27 protein-coding genes are annotated in these 24412 nt (G+C 73.5%); 12 read left to right on the top strand and 15 right to left on the bottom strand.

Annotated features, from left to right (window positions below):
• Nucleotides 1–21: 21 nt before the first annotated feature.
• Entirely contained in the window at nucleotides 22–753 is a 732-nt protein-coding gene (locus tag DEI92_RS03070) for a triose-phosphate isomerase family protein (protein ID WP_220037438.1), read from the bottom strand.
• Between the two features lie 126 nt (nucleotides 754–879).
• Between DEI92_RS03070 and DEI92_RS03065 the strand changes: the two genes are divergently transcribed.
• The gene (locus tag DEI92_RS03065; RefSeq protein WP_111011321.1) at nucleotides 880–1053 is read left to right on the top strand and encodes an Rv0909 family putative TA system antitoxin; all 174 of its coding nucleotides are present in this window, start codon (nucleotides 880–882) and stop codon (nucleotides 1051–1053) included.
• A gap of 159 nt (nucleotides 1054–1212) precedes the next feature.
• Here the strand turns inward: DEI92_RS03065 and DEI92_RS03060 are convergent, their stop codons facing one another.
• Both DEI92_RS03060 and DEI92_RS16440 read right to left on the bottom strand, forming a co-directional pair.
• Entirely contained in the window at nucleotides 1213–1554 is a 342-nt protein-coding gene (locus tag DEI92_RS03060; RefSeq protein WP_111012275.1) for a hypothetical protein, read from the bottom strand.
• 175 nt (nucleotides 1555–1729) lie between these two features.
• Nucleotides 1730–1900 carry a hypothetical protein gene (locus DEI92_RS16440; RefSeq protein ID WP_181434603.1) on the bottom strand — a complete coding sequence of 57 codons (171 nt, stop codon included), beginning with the start codon at nucleotides 1898–1900 and terminating at the stop codon, nucleotides 1730–1732.
• Nucleotides 1901–2200: 300 nt separating this feature from the next.
• Between DEI92_RS16440 and DEI92_RS03055 the strand changes: the two genes are divergently transcribed.
• Genes DEI92_RS03055 through DEI92_RS03045 form a run of 3 tightly spaced genes read left to right on the top strand, consistent with a single transcriptional unit; the run spans nucleotide 2201 to nucleotide 5744 of the window.
• Nucleotides 2201–2893 carry a TetR/AcrR family transcriptional regulator gene (locus tag DEI92_RS03055; protein ID WP_111012274.1) on the top strand — a complete coding sequence of 231 codons (693 nt, stop codon included), beginning with the start codon at nucleotides 2201–2203 and terminating at the stop codon, nucleotides 2891–2893.
• A complete protein-coding gene (locus DEI92_RS16435) occupies nucleotides 2890–3639 on the top strand; it encodes a hypothetical protein (RefSeq protein WP_146250742.1) in 750 nt (249 codons plus the stop codon). The genes DEI92_RS03055 and DEI92_RS16435 overlap by 4 nt, the downstream gene beginning before the upstream one ends.
• Nucleotides 3636–5744: a YhgE/Pip domain-containing protein gene (locus DEI92_RS03045; protein WP_111012272.1), complete on the top strand. Its 2109-nt coding sequence runs from the start codon at nucleotides 3636–3638 to the stop codon at nucleotides 5742–5744. The genes DEI92_RS16435 and DEI92_RS03045 overlap by 4 nt, the downstream gene beginning before the upstream one ends.
• A gap of 45 nt (nucleotides 5745–5789) precedes the next feature.
• Here DEI92_RS03045 and DEI92_RS03040 read toward each other — a convergent pair whose 3' ends face one another.
• Nucleotides 5790–6596: an NAD(P)-dependent oxidoreductase gene (locus DEI92_RS03040; protein ID WP_111012271.1), complete on the bottom strand. Its 807-nt coding sequence runs from the start codon at nucleotides 6594–6596 to the stop codon at nucleotides 5790–5792.
• Nucleotides 6597–6847: 251 nt separating this feature from the next.
• Nucleotides 6848–7510, bottom strand: coding sequence for a TrmH family RNA methyltransferase (locus DEI92_RS03035; protein ID WP_111012421.1), 663 nt, complete (start codon nucleotides 7508–7510; stop codon nucleotides 6848–6850).
• Nucleotides 7511–7809: 299 nt separating this feature from the next.
• On the opposite strand from DEI92_RS03035, the gene DEI92_RS03030 reads away from it, so the two are divergent.
• Nucleotides 7810–8607, top strand: coding sequence for an HAD-IIA family hydrolase (locus DEI92_RS03030; RefSeq protein ID WP_111012270.1), 798 nt, complete (start codon nucleotides 7810–7812; stop codon nucleotides 8605–8607).
• Between the two features lie 55 nt (nucleotides 8608–8662).
• Here the strand turns inward: DEI92_RS03030 and DEI92_RS03025 are convergent, their stop codons facing one another.
• On the bottom strand, nucleotides 8663–9643 hold the full coding sequence (locus DEI92_RS03025; RefSeq protein WP_111012269.1) for a CPBP family intramembrane glutamic endopeptidase: 981 nt from the start codon (nucleotides 9641–9643) through the stop codon (nucleotides 8663–8665).
• A gap of 95 nt (nucleotides 9644–9738) precedes the next feature.
• Between DEI92_RS03025 and DEI92_RS03020 the strand changes: the two genes are divergently transcribed.
• Together DEI92_RS03020 and DEI92_RS03015 are read left to right on the top strand one after the other, a co-directional pair.
• Nucleotides 9739–10800 (top strand): sodium:calcium antiporter, encoded by a 1062-nt coding sequence (locus DEI92_RS03020; protein WP_111011658.1) that lies wholly within the window; start codon nucleotides 9739–9741, stop codon nucleotides 10798–10800.
• A gap of 53 nt (nucleotides 10801–10853) precedes the next feature.
• Nucleotides 10854–11801, top strand: a complete 948-nt coding sequence (locus DEI92_RS03015) for an aldo/keto reductase (protein ID WP_111012268.1) — start codon at nucleotides 10854–10856, stop codon at nucleotides 11799–11801.
• A gap of 146 nt (nucleotides 11802–11947) precedes the next feature.
• On the opposite strand, the gene DEI92_RS03010 is transcribed toward DEI92_RS03015, so the two are convergent.
• Together DEI92_RS03010 and pyrE are read right to left on the bottom strand one after the other, a co-directional pair.
• Nucleotides 11948–14377, bottom strand: coding sequence for a septum formation family protein (locus DEI92_RS03010; protein ID WP_146249087.1), 2430 nt, complete (start codon nucleotides 14375–14377; stop codon nucleotides 11948–11950).
• On the bottom strand, nucleotides 14374–14925 hold the full coding sequence (gene pyrE, locus DEI92_RS03005; protein WP_111011661.1) for an orotate phosphoribosyltransferase: 552 nt from the start codon (nucleotides 14923–14925) through the stop codon (nucleotides 14374–14376). The genes DEI92_RS03010 and pyrE overlap by 4 nt, the downstream gene beginning before the upstream one ends.
• 101 nt (nucleotides 14926–15026) lie before the next feature.
• Here pyrE and DEI92_RS03000 point away from each other — a divergent pair, with 101 nt between their 5' ends.
• Both DEI92_RS03000 and DEI92_RS02995 read left to right on the top strand, forming a co-directional pair.
• Complete coding sequence (locus DEI92_RS03000) at nucleotides 15027–16676, top strand: hypothetical protein (RefSeq protein WP_111012266.1); 1650 nt, start codon at nucleotides 15027–15029, stop codon at nucleotides 16674–16676.
• A gap of 51 nt (nucleotides 16677–16727) precedes the next feature.
• The gene (locus tag DEI92_RS02995; protein ID WP_258369974.1) at nucleotides 16728–17492 is read left to right on the top strand and encodes an aminoglycoside 3'-phosphotransferase; all 765 of its coding nucleotides are present in this window, start codon (nucleotides 16728–16730) and stop codon (nucleotides 17490–17492) included.
• Between the two features lie 119 nt (nucleotides 17493–17611).
• Here DEI92_RS02995 and DEI92_RS02990 read toward each other — a convergent pair whose 3' ends face one another.
• The 5 genes from DEI92_RS02990 to DEI92_RS02970 are packed head-to-tail and all read right to left on the bottom strand — an operon-like array spanning nucleotide 17612 to nucleotide 20085.
• Entirely contained in the window at nucleotides 17612–18205 is a 594-nt protein-coding gene (locus tag DEI92_RS02990; protein WP_111012265.1) for a hypothetical protein, read from the bottom strand.
• Entirely contained in the window at nucleotides 18202–18933 is a 732-nt protein-coding gene (locus tag DEI92_RS16430) for a hypothetical protein (protein WP_181434602.1), read from the bottom strand. The genes DEI92_RS02990 and DEI92_RS16430 overlap by 4 nt, the downstream gene beginning before the upstream one ends.
• Nucleotides 18930–19355 (bottom strand): hypothetical protein, encoded by a 426-nt coding sequence (locus DEI92_RS02980; RefSeq protein WP_111012264.1) that lies wholly within the window; start codon nucleotides 19353–19355, stop codon nucleotides 18930–18932. The genes DEI92_RS16430 and DEI92_RS02980 overlap by 4 nt, the downstream gene beginning before the upstream one ends.
• A complete protein-coding gene (locus DEI92_RS02975; RefSeq protein ID WP_111009649.1) occupies nucleotides 19352–19543 on the bottom strand; it encodes a DUF2273 domain-containing protein in 192 nt (63 codons plus the stop codon). Before DEI92_RS02975 ends, DEI92_RS02980 begins: the two co-directional genes overlap by 4 nt.
• Complete coding sequence (locus DEI92_RS02970; protein WP_111012263.1) at nucleotides 19540–20085, bottom strand: Asp23/Gls24 family envelope stress response protein; 546 nt, start codon at nucleotides 20083–20085, stop codon at nucleotides 19540–19542. The genes DEI92_RS02975 and DEI92_RS02970 overlap by 4 nt, the downstream gene beginning before the upstream one ends.
• Nucleotides 20086–20247: 162 nt before the next feature.
• Between DEI92_RS02970 and DEI92_RS02965 the strand changes: the two genes are divergently transcribed.
• Nucleotides 20248–21084, top strand: a complete 837-nt coding sequence (locus tag DEI92_RS02965) for an exodeoxyribonuclease III (protein ID WP_111012262.1) — start codon at nucleotides 20248–20250, stop codon at nucleotides 21082–21084.
• 65 nt (nucleotides 21085–21149) lie between these two features.
• On the opposite strand, the gene DEI92_RS02960 is transcribed toward DEI92_RS02965, so the two are convergent.
• A complete protein-coding gene (locus DEI92_RS02960) occupies nucleotides 21150–22070 on the bottom strand; it encodes an AEC family transporter (RefSeq protein ID WP_111012261.1) in 921 nt (306 codons plus the stop codon).
• 122 nt (nucleotides 22071–22192) lie between these two features.
• Between DEI92_RS02960 and DEI92_RS02955 the strand changes: the two genes are divergently transcribed.
• Nucleotides 22193–22792: a nitroreductase family protein gene (locus DEI92_RS02955; protein WP_111009653.1), complete on the top strand. Its 600-nt coding sequence runs from the start codon at nucleotides 22193–22195 to the stop codon at nucleotides 22790–22792.
• Nucleotides 22793–22954: 162 nt separating this feature from the next.
• Here DEI92_RS02955 and DEI92_RS02950 read toward each other — a convergent pair whose 3' ends face one another.
• The gene (locus tag DEI92_RS02950) at nucleotides 22955–23485 is read right to left on the bottom strand and encodes an AAA family ATPase (RefSeq protein ID WP_111012260.1); all 531 of its coding nucleotides are present in this window, start codon (nucleotides 23483–23485) and stop codon (nucleotides 22955–22957) included.
• Nucleotides 23486–23586: 101 nt separating this feature from the next.
• Here DEI92_RS02950 and DEI92_RS02945 point away from each other — a divergent pair, with 101 nt between their 5' ends.
• A complete protein-coding gene (locus DEI92_RS02945; protein ID WP_111012419.1) occupies nucleotides 23587–24357 on the top strand; it encodes an HAD-IIB family hydrolase in 771 nt (256 codons plus the stop codon).
• The last annotated feature ends 55 nt before the right edge of the window (nucleotides 24358–24412 follow it).

The following is a 24412-nucleotide window of genomic DNA, read 5'->3' as shown; positions in this document are numbered from 1 at the left end:
CCGGGCAGCGTGAACGGGGGGTCAGGCGGTGAGGGCCGCGGCCTCGTCGAGGACCCGGCGGACGTTCTCCGGATCGTGGGCGAAGCGCCCGAGGAACAGGCCGTCCACGCTCGGGTGGAGCCGTCCGAGCAACCCCGGGCCCGCACTCCCCCCGTAGACGATCGGCGTGCCCGCGAGCGCTCCCGGCAGTCCGTCGCGCAGGGCGTCGACGGTCGCCGTGACGTGGGACGCTGGGGCCGGTTCCGCGGCACCGATCGCCCAGACCGGCTCGTACGCGATCATGAGCGGTCCGGTCGTGGCGGCGCGGACCTGCTCGAGGCACCACGCGGCGGCCTCCCGCGGGTCGCACCGCGTCGTCTCGCCGACGCAGAGGAGCGGGGTGAGCCCGGCCTCCTGGGCGACGGCGACCTTGGCGGCGACCACCGCGTCGGTCTCGCCGTCGGCGCGACGCTCGGCGTGCCCGACCTCCGCCATCGTGACCCCGAGTCCGGCGAGCAGGGGGGCGCCGGTCTCGCCGGTGTGGGCGCCCTCGGCGTAGCGGCTGACGTCCTGCGCGGCGACGCGGACCCGGGTGCCCGCAGCGAGCCGGACGGCGGACTCGAGCAGCGGCGTCGAGGGCGCGACGAACAGCGCCACGCGGCCGTCGACCACGCCGGGGTGCTCCCGAGCGAGCTCGGTGACGCGGCCGAGCCAGTCGAGGGACTGGCTGTACGACAGGTAGAGCTTGGTGCTGATGCCGATGTGGATGGTCACGAGCCCAGTGAACGCGATGACCGGCCGAGACGCTGGGAACGCTCCCCGCAGCCGGGAGGAACGTGGGCACACAACGTCCGGGGCAGTGGATCCCGGGCGGGCTGGAGCACTCGGAAGGAGCACGACATGGCAGACCTCGGCGACAAGGCGAAGGACTTCGCGGACAGCGACAAGGGCGAGAAGGCGTCCGACGCCGGCCTCGACAAGGCGGCCGGCGCGGCCGACAAGGCCACGGGCGGTGGACACTCCGACCAGATCGAGAAGGGCGAGCAGGCCGCCGACGACAAGATCGGCAACTGACCCCGCTCCACCGACACGACGACGGCACCCGTTCCCTGTGGACCGGGTGCCGTCGTCGTCAGGGAGACCGGGTGCCGACTCGTCAGGGGACGGGCGCCGCCCCGCCAGGGAGGCTCGGGGCCGGTGGCTCCGTCGCCGTCCGGACCTGCGGCCGCTGGCTCAGTCGCCCTCGGGGCGCGGGACGCCAGCGCGGAAGTCCGGTGTGCCGTCGGCGTGGACCGGCGTCGCGCCCGAGAGCTTCCGGGCACCCTCACGGAGCCGCTCGACGAACGCGGGGTCCTCGGGCTCGAGCTCGTCGTCCGGGGCGTCGTCGACGACGATCTCGCTGGCGGGTCCGATGAGCAGCGTCGCGTACGCGACCGATCCGTGGTCGTCGAAGGTCGGGACGTGCACGGTGTCCGTACCACCGGCCGCGCCGAGGGCCGCGGCGTACTCGATCACGGCGTCGGCGATCTCGCTCCCCGTCATGACCGCGGTGCTGTCGTAGTGGATGTACTTCATCGCTCCTCCTGCATCCTGCCGACCAGTGAAACACCGGGTCCCGGAGCGCGTTCACGTCCTGTCCAGGGAACGAGACGAACGCGCGTCCCGGCCGGGTCCCGGGACGACGACGGCACCCGCTCCGGTCAGGAGGGGTGCCGTCGTGGGCCGAGCGCGGGACGGACCCGCGGGGCGCTCAGGCCTGGAAGAAGTCCGCGTAGCTCGGGTCGAGCGGACGGCGCAGCTTCGACGTGCCCGAGACGCGGGCCTCGACCATGGCGGCGAGGGCGTCCGGCGGCGTCAGGCCACGGCGGCGCCACTCGATGGGGTTCTGGCGCAGGCTGGCGAGGGTCTCACGGTCGAGCATTGATGGCCTCCTGGTCGAGGAAGAGTTGGCGCATGTCGATGGGTTGCGTCGGGGGGAACGCGTCGACCGCGTGGGACCCCTCGGGATTGCGCCGGTTCGTCATGGGTCGAGCATGGCATCGAAACACTAGGCCGCCTAACTACTTGTCCACCTTGCGCATCCTTTGTGTCGGAGCATCCCCTAGACGCGGGCCATCGCCTCCGGAGGGCCGCAGAACGAACTCCGAGCCGGGCCGCCCAGCCGATCGCGATCCACCACCTCGATGTTGCACAGGGCTGTGCACGTTCGTAGGCTGATCCCATGCCCTCGAGGAGTCCGCGACGCGACGCAGCCGAGAACCGGGCCGCACTCGTCGACGCCGCCCGCACGGTCCTCCAGGCCGACCCCGACGGTTCGATCGAGACCATCGCCGCGGCGGCGGGCCTGTCGCGCCGCGCGGTCTACGGACACTTCCCCACCCGTGAGGACCTGGTCGACGAGGTCGTCACGGGCGGCGCGCGCCGGATCCTCGGCACGATGCCCGCGGCGGCCGAGCTCGCACCGCTCCTGCCCCACGTCCGCATCGCGACCATCGCCGCCGCGCTCTGGGCCGAGGTGGCCGACGTCCGCTCCCTGGCCCGGATCGCCCTGCACGGGCCCTCGGTCGACCGCATCGCGTCGGTGTTCGCCCCGCTCCGCGCCGCCGTGCTCGACGCCTGCGCCGACGGCGTCCGGGCCGGGCTCTTCCGCGACGACGTGCCCGTCGAGTCGCTCGCGCGCCTGGTCGAGGGCGCCTGCATCGCCGTGCTCGACGAGGCCACACGCGCCGGCACGAGTCCCGCCGACGGGCACCGCATGGTCGTCGTGTCCGCACTCGGCATGGCAGGGCTGGACTGGAGGTCCTCCCTCCATGTCCTCGAGACCGTCCCGCCGCGGACACCCACCGTCGCAGCCGCAGCCGCACCCGCACCCGCACCCGCATCCAGACCCGTCACCCCGGAGCCGCCCGCATGATCCTCGAACTCGACGCCCTCGCGATCGGCAGCGGGCCCGGCGCCCCACTGCCCCCGGTGTCCGCCGTCGCCGAACCCGGTCGCCCCGGGCTCGTCGCCGTCGAGACCGAGCAGACCCCCGTCGTGGCGTCACTCGTCGCCGGCGGCCGGATGCAGCCCGACGCCGGCCGCCTGCTCGTCGACGGTGTCGAGGACCCGGCCCGCGTCCGCCGGACGGTCGCCCTCGTCGACACACCGACCGTCGCCGAGCCCTTCGCCGTCATGACCGTGCGCCGCATCGTCCGCGAGGAACTCGCCTTCGCCGGACGCCACACCGGCCGCGACGCTGTCACGACCGTGCTCGACGAACTCGACCTGACCGAGTGGGCCGACACCCCGATCGAACGCGTCCCGACCGCGCCGCGCATCCGCCTGCTCGTCGAGCTCGCACTGCTGCGCGACGGCGTCGAGGGGCTCGTCGTGACCACCCCCGAGCGCCACGGCGGGTCCGTGGCGGACTGGTTCGCGGTCCTCCAGAACGTCGCCGACCGCGGCATCGCCGTCCTCGTCATCGCCTCGGCGGCGGCCGTCGAGACCATCACCGCCATCATGCAGCGGAGCCAGCCACGAGCGGGAGGCACGGCGCACGACGGACGCGCACCGTCCCTCCCGGCCGCATCGCCAGCCGCACCCGCACCCGCACCCGCACCCGCACCCGCACCCGCACCCGCACCCGCAGCGTCCACCCAGGGGAGCACCCGCTCGTGACCACACCCGCACTCGTCCGCGCCGAACTCGGCCGCCTCACCGCGACCCCCCTCGCCCGCGTCGCGTTCATCGCGCTCATGATCGTGCCGCTGCTGTACGGCGGGCTGTACCTGTGGGCGAACCAGAACCCGTACGCCAAGCTCGACCACGTCCCCGCCGCGCTCGTCGTCAACGACACCGGGGCGACCGTCGACGGCCACCACGTCGACTACGGCGAGCAGGTGGCGAAGCAGACCGTCCGCGACGCCTCGTTCGACTGGACCGTCACGTCGGCGTCGGCCGCCACCTCCGGCATCAAGTCCGGCCGCTACGACTTCGTGGTCACGATCCCCGCGGCGTTCTCCCAGGACCTCGCGAGCGCCTCGGACAGCGACCCGCAGCGCGCCGAGCTCGTCATGACGACGAGCGACGCCAACTCCTACCTCGCGTCGACGATCGCGGAGCAGGCCGGCAAGACCATGCGCACCTCGGTCTCCGAGCAGGTCGGCAAGCGGGCCGCCAAGACCCTGCTCGTCGGGCTCGCGGACATCCGGACGAACCTGCTGCCGGCCGTCCGGGGCAGCGGGTCACTGGCGTCCGGTCTCGGGACGGCCGAGTCGGGCGCCCAGCAGCTCGCGGCGGGGACGGGGAAGCTCTCCTCCGGGGCGTCGCAGCTCGCGTCGGGCACCGCCGACCTGCCGGCGCAGACCGCCGCGCTCGCCTCGGGCGCGTCGCAGGTGGCCTCCGGCTCGGCCTCGGTCGCGTCGGGCGCCGTGTCCTTGGACGCCGGGCTCGACCAGCTCCGGTCCCAGACGGCCTCGCTGCCGTCGTCGACGCAGCAGCTCGCGACCGGTGCCGCACGGGTCGCCGCCGGCAACCAGCAGCTCGCCGCCACGTTCGACCCCGTGTTGAACGGCGTGGCCGCGCTGTCGCCCACCACCCTGCTGACGCAGATCCAGGCCGCCCTGCCCGCCGACGCCGCCCTGACACCCGCGCAGCAGGCCGCGATCGCCGCCGCGCTGCAGAACTCCACGCTCCAGCAGCAGATCACCGGCCTGCAGCAGCAGAGCGCCACGCTCCGCACCCAGCTCGACCAGCTCGCCTCCGGGTCCGCCCAGGTGTCGTCCGGCGCGGCCTCGCTCGCCACCGCGACCCCCACGCTGACGAACGGCATCGCCCGGCTCGACGACGGCGCCGGCACGCTGTCCTCCGGTGCCGCCCAGGTCTCCAGCGGCGCCGCGGCCGTGTCCTCCGGGGCATCGGCCCTGGCGAAGGGCGCCACGACCCTGTCCTCGGGCGCGTCGTCCCTCGCCGCCGGGGCAGCCACGGCCGATGCCGGCGCGACGTCCCTGGCGTCCGGGCTCGACACCCTGCACGCCGGAGCAGTCGAGCTGCACACGTCGCTCAAGTCCGGTCGGAACGACATCCCCGCATCGAACGCCTCGACCCGGGACGCGCAGGCGTCGGTCATCTCGGACCCGGTGCGCGTCGCCGACCAGGACATCGCCAACGCCGGGACGTACGGCGCGGGGCTCGCCCCGTTCTTCATCTCGCTCGCGGCGTGGATCGGCATGTACGCGCTGTTCCTGATCCTGCGGCCGATCTCCCGCCGCGCGATCACCGCCGTCCGGAAGCCCCTGCCGATCACGCTCGGCGCCTGGCTCACCCCGGCGCTGCTCGGCCTCGTGCAGATGCTCGCGCTGTTCGCGATCGTGCGGTTCGCGCTGGGGTTCGGCGTGGAGCACGTCGCGGGCACGATCGCCGTGATGGTCCTCGCGTCGGTCACCTTCGCCGCGATCATCATGATGCTCAACGTGCTGCTCGGGTCCGTCGGGCAGTTCCTCGGGCTCGTGCTCATGCTCATCCAACTCGTCACCGCGGGCGGGACCTTCCCGTGGCAGACGCTGCCCGCGCCGCTCGCCGCACTGCACTTCGCCCTGCCGATGAGCTACTCGGTCGACGCGATCCGGCAGCTCATGTACGGCGGCTCGGTGTCCGCTGCGTGGTCGGACTCGGGCGTGCTCGCCTGCTGGCTGCTCGGGGCACTGGTGGTCACCGCGCTCGTGGCCGGGCGGCAGAGTCGGTTCCGGACGCTGCGGGACCTGCGGCCGAGCCTGATCGGGTAGGCCGGGGCTCCGAGCGACGGGGGCCTCGGGTCAGGGGGCCTCGGGTCAGGTGGTCGGCTCGCCCAGGGGCTGCGTCGCCATGCTGCCCCCGAGCCACCGCATCTCCTCGTCGGGCATCGCGGCGAACTCCTCGTCCGACAGCACCGCGGCCGCGTCGTCGAGCGGGCGGAACCCGATCCGCTCCCCCGCCGTCAGGTCGACCTGCGAGCCGCTGTTCCGGGAGGTCGCCCACACCACGTGGTGCCCCGGCTCGGTCAACCCGACGGTGACCTCGACGAGGCGCGCGAGGTCGTCCGCAGACGTCCACACCCACCGCGCCCGTCGGGAGTGCGGACGCTCGGGCGCGAACGCCGCGATCCGGGCCGAGACGATCGACATCTCGAAACGGTCGACGAACAGGCTCCCGAGGAGTTCCATCACGGCCTTCGACACCCCGTAGTACGAGTCCGGGCGGGGCAGCCGGTCGCCGGGGACACTGCTCGGGGCGTCGTGCTCCTCGGCGACGAACCCGACGGCGTGGATCGAGCTCGCGAGCAGCACGCGGAGCACCCCGTTCGCCGCGGCGACCTCGAGCACGTCCTTGGTCCCGGTCATGTTCGTCGCGACGATGTCGTCCCAGGTGGCCTCGGTCGGGATGCCCGCGAGGTGCACGACCGTGTCGACGCCGATCATCGCGGTCTCGAGCGCGGCGCGGTCGTCGAGTTCCCCCGGCACGAAGCGCTCCCCGTCGCCCACCGGTGGGTCGGGCTCGCGCGCGTCGAACAGCACGAGGGAGTGTCCGGCCGCCAGGAGCCTCGGGCGCAGCGCCGACCCGATGCGTCCCGCGGCCCCGGTGATGAGCAGCGTCGCCATGCGTCGACACTACGGCCGGGAGGCCCACCACGGCCCAGGCGAGCACGCGCCGGTCGTCGCCGGGTGCGCTGTCGCCGACGCCGACGCCGCCGCCGCCGCTGCACCCTCCCCCGGTGTCGAACCGCGGACGGGGCGTTGAACCGGGTACGGGACGTTGAACCGGGTACGGGCGTTGAACCGGGTACGGGACATTGAACCGGGGCATTCAGCGGTGCGACGTGCATTCGCGCGGTGCAACCCCGCGCCGCGGGTCAGCCCGCCGGTCGACGCTCGCTGCCGGGCAACACCCCGTGCTGCACGATCCACGCGTGCATGACGATCGCCGCCGCGGCCGAGGCGTTGATGCTCCGGGTCGACCCGAACTGCGTGATCTCGAGGGACCGGTCCGCGCCGGCGAGGGCCTCGGGCGAGAGCCCCGGCCCCTCCTGCCCGAACAGGAACACGCACCGCTCGGGCACGGCCGCGGTCTCGATCGACTCGGCGCCGGGCAGGTTGTCGATCGCGACGACCGGTCGCCCCTCGTCCCGCATCGCCGCGAGGAACGTCGCCACGTCGGGATGGTGCACCACGTGCTGGTACCGGTCGGTCACCATCGCCCCGCGTCGGTTCCAGCGCCGCCGTCCGATGATGTGCACCGTGCCGGCGAGGAACGCGTTCGCACTCCGCACGATCGACCCGATGTTGAGGTCGTGCTGCCAGTTCTCGATCGCCACGTCGAACCCGTGCCGACGGGTGTCGAGGTCGGCGACGATCGCCTCCATCCGCCAGTACCGGTAGGCGTCGACGACGTTGCGGGTGTCACCGTGCTGCAGCAGCTCGGGGTCGAGCCGTGGGTCGTCGGGCCACGGTCGGGGGTGGGGCCCGACCCCGTGGGTGGTGTGCTCGTGCGACGGCGGGAGGACGGGCGCCGGCACTGCGTCGGGGACGGCAGCGGGGCCTCCCGGCCGGACGGGGACGTCGGGTGCCGGGGCGTCGTCGGTCACCAGTCGAGGATACGGCGGCCGGGAGGCACGGGTCCGGTCCCCGTGCGCGTTCCCGTATCGAGCGGGCGGCCGGGAGGTGCGGCTCGGGTCCGCGTGCTCGATCCCTCACCAGGTGGCCGGGCTGGCACTCCGCCCACAGGCAGCCGTGAGCCCGACGGGTGGTTGAGGCTGCGACGGTATGGTGAAGCGGCCCGCTGGGCGGCGGGACCGGACTCCGACGAGAGGGACGCATGGGATCGCGCGACGAGGTCGAGGCGTGGCTCACCGACATGGACGGCGTGCTCGTGCACGAGAACCACGCGCTCCCCGGGGCGCCCGAACTCGTGCAGCAGTGGCTCGACACCGGGACGCCGTTCCTCGTGCTGACGAACAACTCGATCTTCACGCCGCGTGACCTCAGCGCGCGCCTCCGACGGTCCGGTCTGAGTGTGCCGGAGGACCGCATCTGGACCTCGGCGCTGGCGACGGCCGACTTCTGCGCGTCGCAGATGCCCGGCGGTTCCGCGTTCGTGATCGGCGAGGCCGGCATGACGACCGCCCTGCACGAGGCCGGGTTCATCATGACCGAGACCGCGCCCGACTACGTCGTCGTCGGCGAGACCCGGAACTACTCGTTTGAGGCCATCACGAAGGCCGTGCGACTCATCCGCGACGGCGCCCGGTTCATCGTCACGAACCCGGACGCCACCGGTCCGAGCGCCGAGGGTGTCCTGCCCGCCACCGGGGCGATCGCTGCGATGATCTCGAAGGCCACGGGCAAGGAGCCCTACGTGGTCGGCAAGCCGAACCCGATGATGTTCCGCTCGGCGATGAACCGCATCGGGGCGCACTCCGAGAACACGGGGATGATCGGCGACCGGATGGACACCGACATCGTGGCGGGCATCGAGGCCGGGCTGCACACCATCCTGGTGATGAGCGGCATCAGCGACATGTCCGAGGTCGAGCGGTACCCGTTCCGTCCCAACGAGATCCTGTCGGGCGTGCACGAGCTCGTGACGCAGACCCCGTACGAAGTGGAGATGTAGGGGCTGCTCGGGTTGGTTCCCTCCGCGTCCCTGCCCCGGGGGAGGGCCGTCACAGCTAGCCCAGGGCCACGGGCTCGGCGTCGGACGCCGGACCCGACGGCGGCGGCCCCTCGGACGCCGGACCCGACGGCGGCGGCCCCTCGGACACCGGACCCGACGACGGCGGCGGCCCATCGGCGGCGTGCGGTGAGACGGCCGCCGTGACCTCGAACGCCGAGCGTGGTGGAACGTGCTTCCAGCGCTGCGCGAGGCGCCGGGGCCGATCGGTGTGCAGCGCGACGAACGCGGCAGCGACGACGCCGAACACGAGGATCCCGAAGGTCAGCAGCCCGAGGAACCCGACGACGGGCAGCGGCACACTCGTTCCCGCGGCTCCGGCACCGATCACGCCGAAGTCCCAGACCGCGTGCAACAGCATCGGCACGAGCAGGGTCCGGGTGAGCCGCCGCGCGATGTACAGCACGGACCCGAACGCGGCCGCGAACACCACCTGTTCGATCGTGGTCCCGAGGCCCTGTCCGGCGAGGGCGTTGAGCAGGTGCAGGCAGCCGAACACCGCCGAGGACACCATCCACACCCAGAGTTCCGGCAGGCGACGACGGAGTCCGACGAGCAGGACGCCGCGGGCCATGGTCTCCTCGAAGAACCCGACGAGCAGCGTCGCCAGTCCGAGCAACAAGAAGTAGGCGAGGGGGCGGCCGTTCCAGGCGACGGTGGCGAGCCTCCCGGCCTCGATGAGGAGGATGACGATCGGCGCGACGGCCGCCCATCCGGGGGCTCCGCGACGCAGGTCGATCGTGCCGATGCGCCACCAACCGAGCCCCGTCACGACGAGGGCGAGCGCGACGGCGGCGATCGCCTCGGGCACGAGCAGGGCGGTGACGACGCTCGGGATCGTCAGGCCGACCCGCTCGTAGTCGTCACCAGGCCGGGCACGGATGACCTCGATCGTCGCGAACACCACGACCGGCGCGATGCCGACCAGGAGGGACGGGGGGACGCGCGGACGCCTGCGCTCCGTCGACCGTTCGCGCACGCCGCTCCCCCGCTCCGGGCGTCCGGGCGCGCCCTGCAGGGAGCGTACATCGCCGCTCCGGAACCGCGTCGGCTCCCGGAGGGTTCGATGGGACCATGGCGTCCCTCCCGTTCTGGCTGCTCGTGCTCGTGTTCGTGGCGGGGTCCGCCGTCATCTGGGTGGCGGGCATCCAGCTGTCGAAGACCACCGACGTGCTCGACGACCGGCTGCACCTCGGGAGCGCGCTCGGGGGCCTCATCGTGCTCGCCCTCGCGACGAACCTGCCCGAGATCGCGATCACGGTGAGCGCCGCGTTCTCCGGCTCGATCGAGGTCGCGGCCGGGAACATCCTCGGCGGCATCGCGCTGCAGACCGTCGTCATCATGATCATCGACGCGTTCGGCAAGCGCGGGAAGGGCGTCAAGCCGATCACCTACCGCGCGGCGTCGCTCGGACTCGTGCTCGAGGCGATCGTCGTCGTCGCCGTGCTCGCGGTCGTCATCGCGGGGAGCCAGCTGCCGTCGAACCTGCTGTTCGCCCGGCTGACCCCGGACGTGGTCCTCATCGCCGCGATCTGGGTCGTCGGCCTGCTCCTCGTCCAGCGGGCGAGCAAGAGCCTGCCGTGGCACGACAACGGCACGGCCCCCGACAGCTCGCCGCACGCGACCGGGCACCGCCGCTCCAAGCCGAAGCCGCCGCCGATGGGCACCGCGAAGGCCGCGGTCATCTTCGCGGTGTCGGCCGCGGCGACGCTCGTCGCCGGTGTCGCGGTGGAGCAGGCGGGCGATGCGGCCTCGGGGCAGATCGGCCTGTCGGGCGTGCTGTTCGGCGCGACCGTCCTGGCCCTGGCGACGAGCCTGCCGGAGATCTCCACGGGCCTCCAGGCCGTCAGGCAGGGCGACGACAACCTGGCGATCAGCGACATCTTCGGCGGGAACGCGTTCCTGCCGGTGCTGTTCCTCGTCGCGACCGTGATCAGCGGCAAGGCGGTGCTGCCGCAGGCGAACGCGAGCGACATCTACCTGACGGCGATCGCCGCGCTGCTCACCCTCGTCTACGCGGTCGGGCTCGTGTTCCGGCCACAGAAGCGGATCATCGGCATGGGGATCGACTCGTTCGTCGTGCTCGTGCTGTACCTGATCGGGGTGGGCGGACTCATCGCGATCTCCGTCGGCTGAGGATCCGTACCGGTCCCGGAGCGACTCGGAGGCCCGAGGCATAGCCTCGCGGCATGACCCGCATCGGCACCAGTGACCTCCACGTCTTCCCCCTCGCCCTCGGCGGCAACGTCTTCGGTTGGACCGCGGACGAGCAGACCTCGCACGACGTCCTCAGCGCGTACGTCGACGGCGGCGGGAACTTCATCGACACCGCCGACGTCTACTCGGCGTGGGCCCCGGGCAACTCGGGTGGTGAGTCCGAGACCGTCATCGGATCGTGGCTCGCGGCGACGGGCAAGCGCGACGACGTCGTGATCGCGACGAAGGGCTCGCAGCACCCGGAGTACCAGGGCCTCGCAGCGGACACCGTCGCCGCGGCCGCCCGTGCCTCGCTGCAGCGCCTCGGCACCGACCGCATCGACCTCTACTACGCGCACTTCGACGACCAGGACACCCCGCTCGAGGAGACCGTCCGTGCGTTCGACCAGCTCGTCAAGGACGGCATCGTCCGCTACACCGCGATCTCGAACTACTCCGTCGACCGCGCCCGCGAGTGGATCCGGATCGCACAGGAGAACGGCCTCGCCGAGCCGGTCGCGATCCAGCCGCACTACAACCTCGTCAAGCGGCAGCCGTACGAAGCCGAGCTCGCACCGTTCGTGCACGAGACCCACCTGGGCGTCGTGCCGTACTTCGCGCTCGCCGCCGGGTTCCTGACGGGCAAGTACCGCACTCGCGAGGACATCGCGGGCAAGGACCGCCAGGGGCAGCTCGAGGGGTACTTCTCGGACGAGGGGTTGCGCGTGGTCGACGCCCTCGCCTCGGTCGCCGAGGCGCACGACGCCCCGATCGCGTCGGTCGCGCTCGCCTGGCTGCAGACGCGACCGGACGTCGTCGCGCCGATCGCGAGCGCCCGGAACCTCGAGCAGCTGCCGGCGCTCCTCCGGTCCGCCGAGCTCGTGCTGACGGCCGACGAGATCGCCGCGCTCAGCGACGCGTCAGCCGCCGTGCCCGCCTGACCCGGGACCGATCGGACGAGGACGGGAGGCGCGGTACCAGCGGGTGCCGCGCCTCCCGTCCGTCGTGTCGGACGTCCGGAGGGTCGGTGCGAGCGGGTGCCGCGCCTCCCGTCCGGCGCGCGGGGGCAGCGCGGCGGCGACCGCGGTCAGGCCGAGGGCGCGAGCGAACTCGTCAGTGGCTGTCCCGACGACCGCGAGGTGAAGCAGTAGTAGTAGCGGTCGCCCGCGTTCCACTCGCTCTGGTCCGCCGGGTAGGCGCCCTGGACCTGTAGGTCCGTGTAGGCGGCCGCGGCGCCGAGGTCGATCGCACTGGTCGCGCTGCACAGTTCGGTCATCTGGCCGCGTAATGCGTCGGGCCCGGGGTAGCTGGACTGGGTCAACGTGCCGCGGAACGTCATCTGCGCAGCGTGGGCGGCCGAGCAGTCGACGACCGTGAAGGTCTGTGCCCACGCGTTCTCGTACGGTGACAGGCACTCGCCGCCCGCGAGGTCGCGCCACGAGTGCTGCCCCACCGACGCCGCCGTGGTGGCGAACACCGCCGTGGCCGAAGGAGCCGGCGCGGGCGTCGAGGACGCCGTCCGGGACGACGCCGCTGCCGGCGACCGTGACGGCTTCGACGACGACGTGGAGGACGGAGCCGGCGCCGGCTGGTTCTGCGGGTCGCCGCCGAGGATCCACCGCACGACGAGGAACACGAGCACGAGCAACACGATGATGATCGCGATCGCGCCGTACACGAGCAGCTGCTTGCCCCGACGACCCTGCGCGGCGAGGCGCCCGAAGCCCTCGTTGAGGAGGTTGTCGCCGCGGCCGTCCCCCCGCCCGACCGGCACGGCACCACGAGCGCTCTGACCCGGGAGCGCCGAGCCGGAGGAACGACCGGCGCCGGCCGGAGCGGCACCAGGAGCGCCGGTCGGAGGAGCACCGGGAGCACCGACGACGGGCATCATCCGCGTGCCCGTGTCCCCCGCGCGACCGGCGGCGGAGTCGGCGTGGTCGTCGCCGAGGGCAACGTCGTCCTCGACCCCGTCGACGGCGCGGAGTGCGCCCGTCCCGAACAGCGCGTTGATCGCCCGGGTGTCACTGGTCTCGCGGCCGTCCCACTCGGTCTGGTCGACGACGTCCGCGGGTCCGGTCTCGACGACGTCCGCGGGGCCGGTCTCGGGGCCGGTCTCGTGCGCCCAGGCCATCGCCTCCGGCTCTTGCTCGGGACGGGGACGGCGGTCGTCCGGCACGTGCGCCGAGCGGTCGGTGCCGAGCAACGCGTCGAGGTCCTGGCCGACGGCCGGAGGCAGGTGGGCCGGGTAGACCTGCTCGGGGTGGGCCGGATCCACGGGCGACACCAGGGGCGGCGCGGCCGTGGGTGGGAGCGGATCGGCGGCGCGCGAGGGGCTCTCGGGCACGACTGCGGGGCCGGTCTCGGGCTGCGCCCACCAGGGCAGCGCAGCGGTGGGGGTGTCGACGCCGGAGTCGTCCGTGTCGCGTTCGGCGGCGTCTGCCGTGTCGACGACGGGCTCCGCGGTGTCGGATCCCGCAGGGACGCCCTCGGGGGCGTCGTGCTGCGCCGGGATGGCCGCCGTGACCTCGGAGTACGCGGACTGCGCGGTCAGCGCGGAGCCCGCCTCGGCGGCGTCCGATCCCGCATCGTCGTCGGACAGGGACCAACGCGTGGGCCGGGAGCCCGCTGCGGGGGCAGGGACGGCAGCGGCAGGAACGGGAGCAGCGGAGGCAGCAGGGGCAGCTGCAGGTCCGTCGACGACCGCGGCACGGCTCGCCTCGGCGTCGACATCACCAGCACGGTCAGCGCCGTCGGCATCACCGGCATCGGCGTCGCGGTCGGCGTTCGTGCCCTCGTCGTCGGCACCACCGAGCGCGGCCCAGTCGAAGCGCGAGTCGTGGTCGGACGTTCCGGCGCCCGCTGCCTCGTCGCCCGGCAGGCGCAGCAGATCGGTGAAGCTCGGCCGCTCCTCGCCGCGGGGCAACCGGGCGCGGACACCCGCGACGGGCGGCTCCGTCGGTGCGGCCGCGGGCGGGATCACGTCGTCGCGCTCCGACGGGAGGCTCGGGGCCACCCCCGTCGCTCGGCCGAGCCAGTCGACGTCCTCTCGGCCGGTGCCGTGCGGGTCGACCCGACGGCGCTCCTCGTCGATCGCGCGGATCTCCTCGGCGCGCTGATCCCGAGTGGACCGTGCCGTGGGCAGCTGCAGGGAGCTCGGGTGGGACACTGCCCGGGCAGGGGTCGCAGGTGCAGCGGGCGGCTCCGGCGCAGCAGGCGGTTCTGGGGCAGCAGGCGGCTCCGGCGCAGCAGGCGGGTCCACGGGCGGCAGCTCCGGCGGGACCTGCGCGGTCGGCGGCAATGGCGTCACCTCGCCCGACTCGGCGGCACGCTCGGCGGCTCGGCGCTCGCGGCGGGTCGGCCAGTTGTCGGGGAGCTTCGCCTCGCCGAAGATCGACGACGCGCTGCGGAGACCACTCGGCGGGACGGGGCGCGCGGCGGTGCGAGCGTCGTCATCCGACCGGACAGCATCGTCCGGACGCGGTTCCTCGGGCTCGCCGTCGGTGGGACGTCCGCTCACGGGGCCAGCCCGAGGTCGGCCAGTCCGATCGCCGCGTAGTAGGGGTACCCGGCACGCTCGATGGCTTCCTTCGCGCCGGTGTCACGGTCGACCACGACGGCGACGGCGGCGATGATGGCGCCTTCGCGCTCGAGCGCCTCGGCGGCCTTGAGCGGGGAGCCGCCCGTGGTCGAGGTGTCCTCGAGCACGACGACGCGCTTGCCCCGCACGTCGGGGCCCTCGACCTGCCGGCCGCGGCCGTGGTCCTTCGGCTCCTTGCGGACGACGAACGCGTCGTAGGCCTGGCCCCGGGCCGCGGCCTGGTGCAGCACCGCGGTGGCGATCGGGTCGGCGCCCATGGTCAGTCCGCCGACCGCGACGACGTCGGGGACCTCGGCGACGAGGTCCGTCATCACCTGGCCGATGAGCGGCGCGACCCGGTGGTCGAGGCTGACCTTGCGCAGGTCGATGTAGTACGTCGCCTTCTTGCCGCTGGTCAACGTGAAGTCGCCGTGGAACACGGCCTCGTCCCGGATGTGGGCGATCAGCTGGCTACGCGCGTCGGTCACGATCCACCACAGTATCCGCTCCCCCTCGGGGATCCCAGCCCACCGACGAGGCCTGTGGACAGCGCTCCTGGCGGGTCAGCGCCTCCCGGTACGCTCCGGACATGGCCCAGGCGACCCGACCCCGCGCGCTCCTGCGTGTGCTCGGGGCCGAGGCCCTCGGTGCCGCGATGGCCCTCGCGCTCGCGCTCGCCGCACTCCGGCACGTGCTCGCCACCGACCGCGTCCGGCTGCTCTGGTACGACGGCGACTCGGTGCTCCTCCCGCTGGTCGAACGCTCGCTCCGGCTGGGACAGTCGTTCGAGTGGGCGATGTCGCCCACGCTGTTCTTCTTCCCCGAGATCCCGGTGTACCTGGCGTGCGCCGCGTTGACGTCCACGCCGCAACAGGCACTCGCGCTGAACGGCCTGCTCGTGGTCGTGGCGGTGTACGTCCTCGTGCGGGCGGTCGCCGCGCAGGTGATGCCCGAGGCGCCCCGTGCGGTCCGCGTCGCCGTCGCGGTCGGCGCCCTCGGCGTCGTGACGTTGCTCGTCCTCACGGAGTCCTCCGGGACGGCGTCGAGTCTCGAACTCGCGTCGCTCCTCCTGACGACGACGTACTACTACGGCGCGGTGCTCGCGATGCTCGGCACGGCCGCGCTGGCATTGCGGGTGGTGCGCACGGCCTCCCTGCCGGTGCCGCGCACGTCGTGGGTCGCGTTGGCCGTCACGACGCTCGTGGCGGCGTCCAGCACGGCGTCGGACCCGCTGTACGTGCCGTGGTCCGCGGCGCCCGTGATCGTGACGGTGGGGTTGCTCGCCCTGGCCCGGCGTCTGCCCTGGCGTGTGGTGTCGGGGCTCGGCGTCGCGCTGGCCGGTGGGTCCGCGCTGGGGTACCTGCTCCGGATCCCGCTCGCGCCGTTCGTGTCGCTCGACCCGTCGACGTACATCCACCCGGGTGGCGCGGGCACGACGCTCTCGTACTTCGCGGCGCTGACGGACGAGCGCGCCGGCGCGGGCCTCGGCGAGGTCGAGCTCGTGCTGCTGCTCGTGCTGTTCCTCGCCTCCCTCGGCGGCACGGTGTGGGCCTGGCGCGTCCGGAGCTCCCGGACGGTGCTCGTGGCGTCGGCGCTCGGCATGGTGACCGTCGTCGCCGTCTCCGTCGGCGTCGTGCTCGCGGGCTCGTCCACGCCGCGCTACCTCGAGCCGATCGTCACCGCGCCGCTCATCGGGCTCGTCGCGGTCGCGGAGCTGGCCCGGACGGCGATCCGGCGAACGCGCCTCCACACCGCTAGTCGCGGACTCCGTCTGATCGCCGTGGCCGCCACCGTCGCGCTGCTCGCGGTGGGCGGGGCGGTCGCGCCGTCGACCGTGGAGGCCGTGGTCACCGCCTCCTACGCGCCCGCCTCGTGCCTGGACCGGTGGGTCGGCGGTCGCGGGGTCGTCGGCGTCGGACAGTTCTGGACGGTCCGACCGCTCGCCGCGTACGGGGACGAAGGCGTTCGACTGCTCCAGGTCCGCGACGACTTCACGACCTACCCGTGGCTCGTGGACCTCGCCGCCTACCGCGACGCCCGTCCGACCTACGTCGTCATCGGGTCGCAGGACGTCTGGACCACCCCGGTGCAGGACGCCCTCGGCGATCCCTCGGCGATCGTGCACTGCCCCGGCTACGACATCTACGACTACGCCGGCACACCGGGCGCCGCGACGTTACGTCACGACGTCGTCTCGACCGCACAGGAGTTCATCGAGGAGCGCGGGTTCGGCGGGTAGACCTCGACCGGTGCGCTGGCGTCGCCCGCCCAGAGCGACGAGGATCGGTCCGTGCTGCCGATCGCCGGACTCCCCCAGGGCCACGTCGACGTCCCCGAGTGCGTCTCGGCCCTGGCCGCCGGACGGGCGATCACCGCGGTGTGGCGCAACGACCTCGACGGCCGCACGTTCCGGCTCGGCGAGGGGCCCGCGGCCGAGTACGTCAAGTGGGCACCCCACGGTGTGCGACTCGACCTGCTCGGTGAGATCGCGCGGCTCTCGTGGGCGGGGTCGTACACGCCGGTGCCGCGCGTGGTCGACCACGGCGAGGACCCGGACGGCCGCTGGCTCCGGACGGTCGCGCTCCCGGGTCGGAGTGCGGTCGACCCTCGGTTCCAGGCCGATCCCCGGCCCGCGGTGATCGCCGCCGGCCATGGACTCCGCGCCCTGCACGACGCCCTCCCGGTGGCCGACTGTCCGTTCGAGTGGTCGGTCACGCAGCGCATCGCCCGCTCTGGTGCCGACGACGACACGGTGGCGGCGCTCGGTCCCCGTCCGGAGCCGGACCGGATCGTGGTGTGCCACGGAGACCCGTGCACCCCGAACACGATCGTGGGCGAGGACGGGCAGTGGGTCGGCCACGTCGACCTCGACACCCTCGGCATCGCGGATCGGTGGGCGGACATCGCCGTGGCGACCATGGCCCTCGGATGGAACTTCGGCGACGGGTGGGAGTCCCTGTTCCTCGACGCGTACGGCATCGCGCCCGACCCCGAGCGCACCCGGTGGTACCGGGCGCTGTGGAACCTCGGCGACGGGGCGCTGCCGCGCGACTGAGCGGCGCCCGGCGCACGTCGAACCGCGTCCTTCCGTTCGAACACCCACATGCCGCGGTTCGACCGGAAGGACCCGGTGCGACAGGACCCCCGGCCGACGCACCCCCGGCCAGCCGCCCCTCAGTGCACCCGAACCGGCTGCCCCGCCGCACCCCCGCGTGCGATGTGCAGCAGGACCGGCAGCCGCATCCCGAGCACGGCGTCGAGGTCGCCGACGACGTCCTCGATCCGCGTCGTGAGATCTCGCGGCGCCGAACCCTGCCGGGGCCGGACCCGGATCCGAACGGCACGGGCGCCCCGGACGCGGTAGACGTCCACGGCGAGCGAGTGGACCTCGGGCAGCGCACCGATGGCCGAGGACAGCGCGTGCTGCACCGCGGTGGAGTCGATGGTCACGAGGCCGTCGACGGGGGCGGCGGTGCCCTCGTCCTCGACCACCGTGGCGACCCGACCGCCACCGCGGGTGGCGAGCACCACGAGCGCGAGGACCGCGACGAGCAGGGCCACACCGAGCGCGATGGACCACGCCGTGACCGACGCCGGACGGTCGGCACCGGAGCCGAACCCGGCGAGGGCGCCCGGCGCGATGCGGTGCCACGTCCGTGCGGCACCCGGCACGGTGCCGAGCGCGACCACGGCGAGCCCACCGGCCAGGAGCACCAGGCCGACGAGGACGAGCAGCACGCGGCCGAGGGTGCGGTTGCTCGCGGTCATCCGTCGACCCTCCCGGCCGGTTGCACACGCACCCGCACGCTGATCGCGGGTGTGGGGTCGATCGTGTCGACCTCGGCGCGCACGGCCTCGGTCACGGCGACGACGGGGACGTCGACGCCGGCGGCGGGCCGCAGCACGACCTCGGCGGTTCGGCGCCCGACGGTGCCGACCGCGCCCTCCGGGCCGAGGCGCGTGACGCTGCGGGCGGCGCGCGCGGTGGCGGAGGCCAGCACCTCGTCGTCGACGACGACGGCGAGCCGCTGTGACGGCATCGTGTGCCGCGCGCGCCGCTTCGGCAGCACACCGAGCAGCACGAGCACGAGCCCGAGGAACGCCACGAGCCCGCCCACCACGTCCAGGACCGGGAGGACCGTCCCGGCCGGAGCTGCGATGGCCGCGTCGACGACGGTGCGCGGTTCGAACCCCGCGAGGCGTTCGTGGAGCAGGACGAGGACCGCGGCGAGCGCCACGGCGGCGGCCACGAGGACGACGCAGACCATGGTGACGGAGACGGCGACGGACCGGGAGACGTGCGTCTCGCGCCGCAGGAGCCGATGGTGCACGCGGTCGTGCTCGGCGGGGTCGTCGGTGGACCGGTCGCGGGGGTCGCCGAAGCCGGGCGGGGTGGCGAGACCGTGGCGCGATCCGCTGCCGTGGGAGGCGTCGGGACCGTCGGGACCGTGGGGACCGTCGGGCGAGCCGGCGCGGTCGCCGGTCTCCATGCTCATCGGACCCGCCCCGGGACCTCGACGATCGACGACGTGAACACCACGGACACACGGGACACGTGGCGCCCGGTCACGGTGTGCACCCGTTCGGCGATGACGCCGCGGGCGCGGTGCGTGCGGGCGAGGACCGGCTCGTCGGGCACCCGGTGCGAGCCGAGCTGTGGCAGCGCGAGCGGTCCGCGGACCTCGATCGCCAGGGCACCGCGGCCGTCGTCGGCGACGCGCGCGCGGACCTCGCGGACGGGCACGTGCAGGGCCTCGGCGGCGGCGGCCTGCGCGGTGTGGACGAGGGCGGGCGCGGCGATGCGGTCCCAGCCGGGGACGGGCCTCCCGGCCGACCCGACCGAGGCTGCCGACGCGACCGACCCGACCGACCCGACCGACGCGACCGACCCGGCCGGCCCGTTCGGCTCACTCGTCACGACGAACTCCGGCGTCCACGCAGGACGTCGGCGAGCCGGCGGACGTCGATGTCGCCGCTGACGAGCCGTCCGACCAGGGCGCCGACGGCCATGAACACCGCGACCACGACGAACGCCCAGAACCCGAGCGTCACGGCCACGATCGCGAGGACCGCGCCGGCGCCCATGCCGACCACCGTGGCGTTCACTGGACCCGCGCCTCGGTCGGTTCGCCGTTCAACGCGGGGATGTTGACGTCGTTGATCGCGACGTTGACCTCGGTGACCTCGAGGCCGACGAGCGTGGTCAGGGCGGCGGTGACGGCCGAGCGGACGTCCTGTGCGACCTCCATCATCGGCATCGGGTACTCGACCACGATGGTGAGGTCCACCGCGACCTGGGTCTCGCCGACCTCGACGCGGACGCCCTGCCCGAGGTCGCTCGAGCCGATGGCGTCGCGGATGGCCCCGAACGCGCGGGCGGTGTTGCCGCCGAGGGCGAAGACGCCGGGGACCTCGCGCGCCGCGATCCCGGCCACCTTCGCGACGACCGCGTCGTCGATGACGGTCCGGCCGTGCGTCGTGACCTCGGTGGTCGTGGTGGGGTCCGCGACGACCGCGCTCGAACCGTCGACGCGCGAGGACCCGCCGGCCGTCGTGCGCGCTGTCGTCACCCGCGTCGTGCTCGCGCCGGTCGTGCCCGCGCGGCCGGGGGTCGCCGCTCCGCCCGCGCCGTTCGTGGTGGTTGCCATGTCCGCTCCCGTCGTCGATGTCGTGATGGAGGTCCTGCGACCGTGCGCCGCGGGCGCCGGGTCTGCCGTCCAACCAACACCCTGCGGTGCGGGGCCGACCGCCCCGGTCGGGAGACCCCCAGGGACCGCCGGGCGTCGGGGGCGGCCGGTAGGTTCGTCACCATGCGTGTCGCCTCGTGGAACGTCAACTCGATCCGATCCCGCGCCTCCCGTGTGGTCGACTGGCTCGTGCGTGAGGACGTCGACGTGCTCGGCATGCAGGAGATCAAGTGCAAGCCCGAGCAGTTCCCGGTCGACCTGTTCGAGGCCGCGGGCTACACCGTCGAGGCCCACGGCCTGAACCAGTGGAACGGCGTCGCGTTCGCCAGCCGGCTGCCGATGGAGGACGTGACGCGCGACTTCCCGACGCAGCCCGGGTTCCTCAAGGGGCACGAGGGCGACGACGTCCCCGTGGAGGCCCGCGCGATGGGTGTGACGGTCGACGGCGTGCGGCTGTGGAGCCTGTACGTGCCGAACGGCCGCGCGGTCGGCGACCCCCACTACACGTACAAGCTCGACTGGCTCGCGCGGCTGGCGGCCCGCACCGAGGAGTGGATCGCCGCCACTCCGGACCAGCCGCTCGCGCTCATGGGCGACTGGAACGTCGCCCCCTTCGACGAGGACGTCTGGGACCGCGCGCTGTTCGAGGGCCACACGCACGTGTCCGAGCCGGAGCGGGCCGCGTTCCGCGCGTTCGAGGGCATCGGGCTGACCGACGTCGTCCGGCCGCTCGTGCCCACCGGGTACACCTACTGGGACTACAAGCAGCTGCGGTTCCCGCGGAACGAGGGCATGCGCATCGACTTCGTCATGGGGTCCCCCGCATTCGCCGAGGTCGTCACGGCAGCCGCCATCCACCGCAACGAGCGCAAGGGCGACGCCCCGAGCGACCACGTGCCGGTGAGCGTCGACCTCGACCTCGACACGAGCCTCGACGACGACCGCCCGATGATCTTCTGACGCGGCATCCGCCGGACGGGAGGGCCGGGGCGGGCCGGTCCCGCGCCTCCCGGCCGGCGGTGGCGTCAGTGCAGCAGCGCCGCCACGACGACGAGGACGGGCACCGCGCCGATCGTCGACACGAGCACGACGTCCCGCGCGACGGGCACGGCCGCGTCGTACCGCTGCGCGTAGTTGAAGACGTTCTGCGCCGTCGGCAACCCGGCGAGCACCGTCAGGACGAACAGGTGCTCGTGCGACACGTGGAACACGAAGCGCGCGATGACGTAGGCGAGCACCGGCATCACGAACAGCTTGAGCGCACTCGCCACGACCACGTCCACCCGGGTGTCCGGGTCACGGAAGGGCGCGTTGCCGTGCAGGCTCATCCCGAACGACAGCAGGACGACGGGTACCGCGGCCGCGCCGACGAGCGAGAACGGCTCCATCACCGGGTCGGGGATCCGCACGCCGGTCAGCGACACGACCAGGCCGAGGAGGGACGCGATGATGAGCGGGTTGCTCACCGGTCCGAGGATCCGCCGCCGCAGGCCCCCGCCCGAGGACGTCGCCGTGTCGAGGATCGTCAGCGCGATCGGCGCGAGCACGACGAGCTGCAGCAGGATGACCGGCACCACGTACGCCGGATGGCCGAGCACGTAGACGGCGACGGGCAGGCCGATGTTGTTCGAGTTGACGTACCCGGCGGCGAGCGCCCCGACCGTGGTCTGGGCGAGGTCGCGGCGCAGCACGAACCGGAACACGGCGGCGGTCCCGAGCGCGACGACGAGCGCGGTCACGAGCGACACCACGAGCATCTCGGACAGCAGCACGTGGATGTCCGCCGTCGCGATCGTGTGGAACAGCAGGCACGGGGTCAGGACGAAGAACACGAGCCGGCTCATGACGAACTGCGCGTGCGGGCCGAGGACCCCGAGCCGTCCGACGAGGTACCCCGTGGCGATCACGGCGCCGATGATCGCGAACCCGATCAGCACTCCGCTCACGGGTCCATCCTGGCATCGAGCGCATCGACGGAGGGACGGCCGTCTGATCCGACATCGGGCGCCGGTCGGAGTCGACGACACCCGTGGGAATACGTTCGCATGGAACACCGTTGGGAGGCACCATGACCGCAACGTCCGACACCACCACGCTGACCCGTTCCACCGACTCCAGCCGCCCGCTCGTGCCGCTGCTCGAGGAGCGCTGGAGCCCCCGCTCGTTCGACGAGACGGCGACGATCGACGACGACACCGTGACCACGCTGCTCGAGGCCGCGCGCTGGGCTCCGTCCGCGTCGAACACCCAGCCCCGCCGGTTCGTGGTGGGCCGCCGCGGCACCCCGACGTTCGACGTGATCATGGAGCACCTCATGGGCTTCAACCAGGCGTGGGCCCACCGCGCGAGCGCCCTCGTCGTCGCGATCGCCGAGACCGCTGACGAGGACGGTCAGCCCCGCCGCTGGGCGGAGTACGACCTCGGTCAGGCGATCGCCGCGCTCGCCGTCCAGGCGCACGCCGAGGGGCTGCACGTGCACCAGCTCGGCGGCATCGACGTCGACGGCCTCCGCACCGCGTTCGCGTTGCCCGAGCGCTTCGTGCCCGTCACGGTGACCGCGATCGGGACGGTCGCCGACCCGTCGCAGCTCGACGAGCAGGCCGCCGCCCGCGAGCTCGCGCCCCGCACGCGCCTGCCCCTCGACGAGCTGGTGCTCGCGCGCGACTGACCCCGGGTCCGGGGCCCGGGACCCCGGCCCCCTGTTCCGCCGAGATCGCAGAAGATGCCGCTTCGACCCCTGTCAGAGCGGCATCTTCTGCGATCTCGGCGAGGGGGCGGGCTGGGGCCGGCAAGGCGGGGCGCGCCCCGGCAAGGGCGGCCGGCGGGCCCGTCAGGGGCGCGGCGGCCGCACCGCCCCGAGCGCCGCGGCCACCAGGGCCTCGACCGGCTCCGCCGCGTCGAGCACCGTGCGCTCCGCCGCCCAGCGCTCCGCCGCCCATCCGTCGAGGGCGTCCGCACGCCGAGCCAGGGTGTCCCACCCCGGCTCCGGGAGGCGCGTGAAGCGCTGACCCCGGCCCTCCAGACGGGCGCGGTGCCGGTCCGGGTCCGCGAGCCGGAGCTCGAACCAGTGCGTCTCGGCGCCCGACCGTTCGGCGAGCCCGATCCACTGCTCGCGAGCGCGCGGGTCGTCGTTCACGGCGTCGACGACGACCGATCGTCCCACGGCGAGCTGCGCCTCCGCGACGCGTTCCACCACACCGTAGGCGGCGACACCCGTGGTGGACCCGGCAGGCAGCCCGGCCGCGAGCAGTGCGTCCTCGACGAGGTCGACGGCGAGCACGACCGCGTCGACCCGGGCCGCGAGCGCCGCCGCGAACGTCGACTTGCCGACACCGGGCAGCCCCGCCAGGACGATGAGCACGCGCTCACCCTACCGACCCTCAGGAGACCCCTGGCCAGCGCGGCCGGCCTCGTCCCCGCGGACCCTCCTGCCGCCCCGGCGCCTCTGCCAGGATGGTCGCCATGCCCGTACCCCGTCTCGTCGCCTTCGACCTCGACGACACCCTCGCCCCGTCGAAGTCCCCGCTCGACCCCCGCATGCTCGACACCTTCGCCCGCCTGCTCGACGCCGTCCCCGTCGCCGTCATCTCCGGCGGCCAGTTCGCCCAGTTCGACCAGCAGCTCGTCGCCCCGCTCCGGGCCCGCGACGGCCTCCGCCTCGACGACCTGCACCTCATGCCGACCTGCGGTACCCGCTACTACCGCTGGCTCGACGCCGACTGGCACCTGGAGTACGCCGAGGACCTGACCGAGGACGAGCGTACCCGAGCGATCGCCGCCGTCGAGGACCAGGCGAAGCAGGCCGGCCTGTGGGAGACCGAGACCTGGGGGCCGATCATCGAGGACCGCGGCTCGCAGATCACGTTCTCGGCGCTGGGACAGGCCGCTCCGGTCGACGCGAAGAAGGCGTGGGACCCCGACGGCAGCAAGAAGGACCACCTCAAGCGGCTCGTGCAGGCGCAGCTCCCCGACCTCGAGGTCCGCTCGGGCGGCTCCACGTCGATCGACATCACCCGCAAGGGCATCGACAAGGCGTACGGGATGACGAAACTCGCGCAGATCACGGGCATCGCGCTCGACGACATGCTGTTCGTCGGCGACCGCCTCGACCCGGAGGGCAACGACTACCCCGTCAAGGCGCTCGGCGTCCCCTGCCACGCGGTCACGGGCTGGCCGGACACCGCCGACTACCTCGACGAGCTCATCCCCCGCTTCCGCGCGCCCGTCGTCTGACGCCGGCCCGCGGATGCGCTGGCCGGGAGGCCCGGCCCGGCCCCGTCCCTCCTGT

Source organism: Curtobacterium sp. MCBD17_034 (genome assembly GCF_003234515.1).
In the GTDB taxonomy this organism is placed as follows: Bacteria; Actinomycetota; Actinomycetes; order Actinomycetales; family Microbacteriaceae; genus Curtobacterium.
This window is presented reverse-complemented; position numbering and strand designations above follow the sequence as displayed.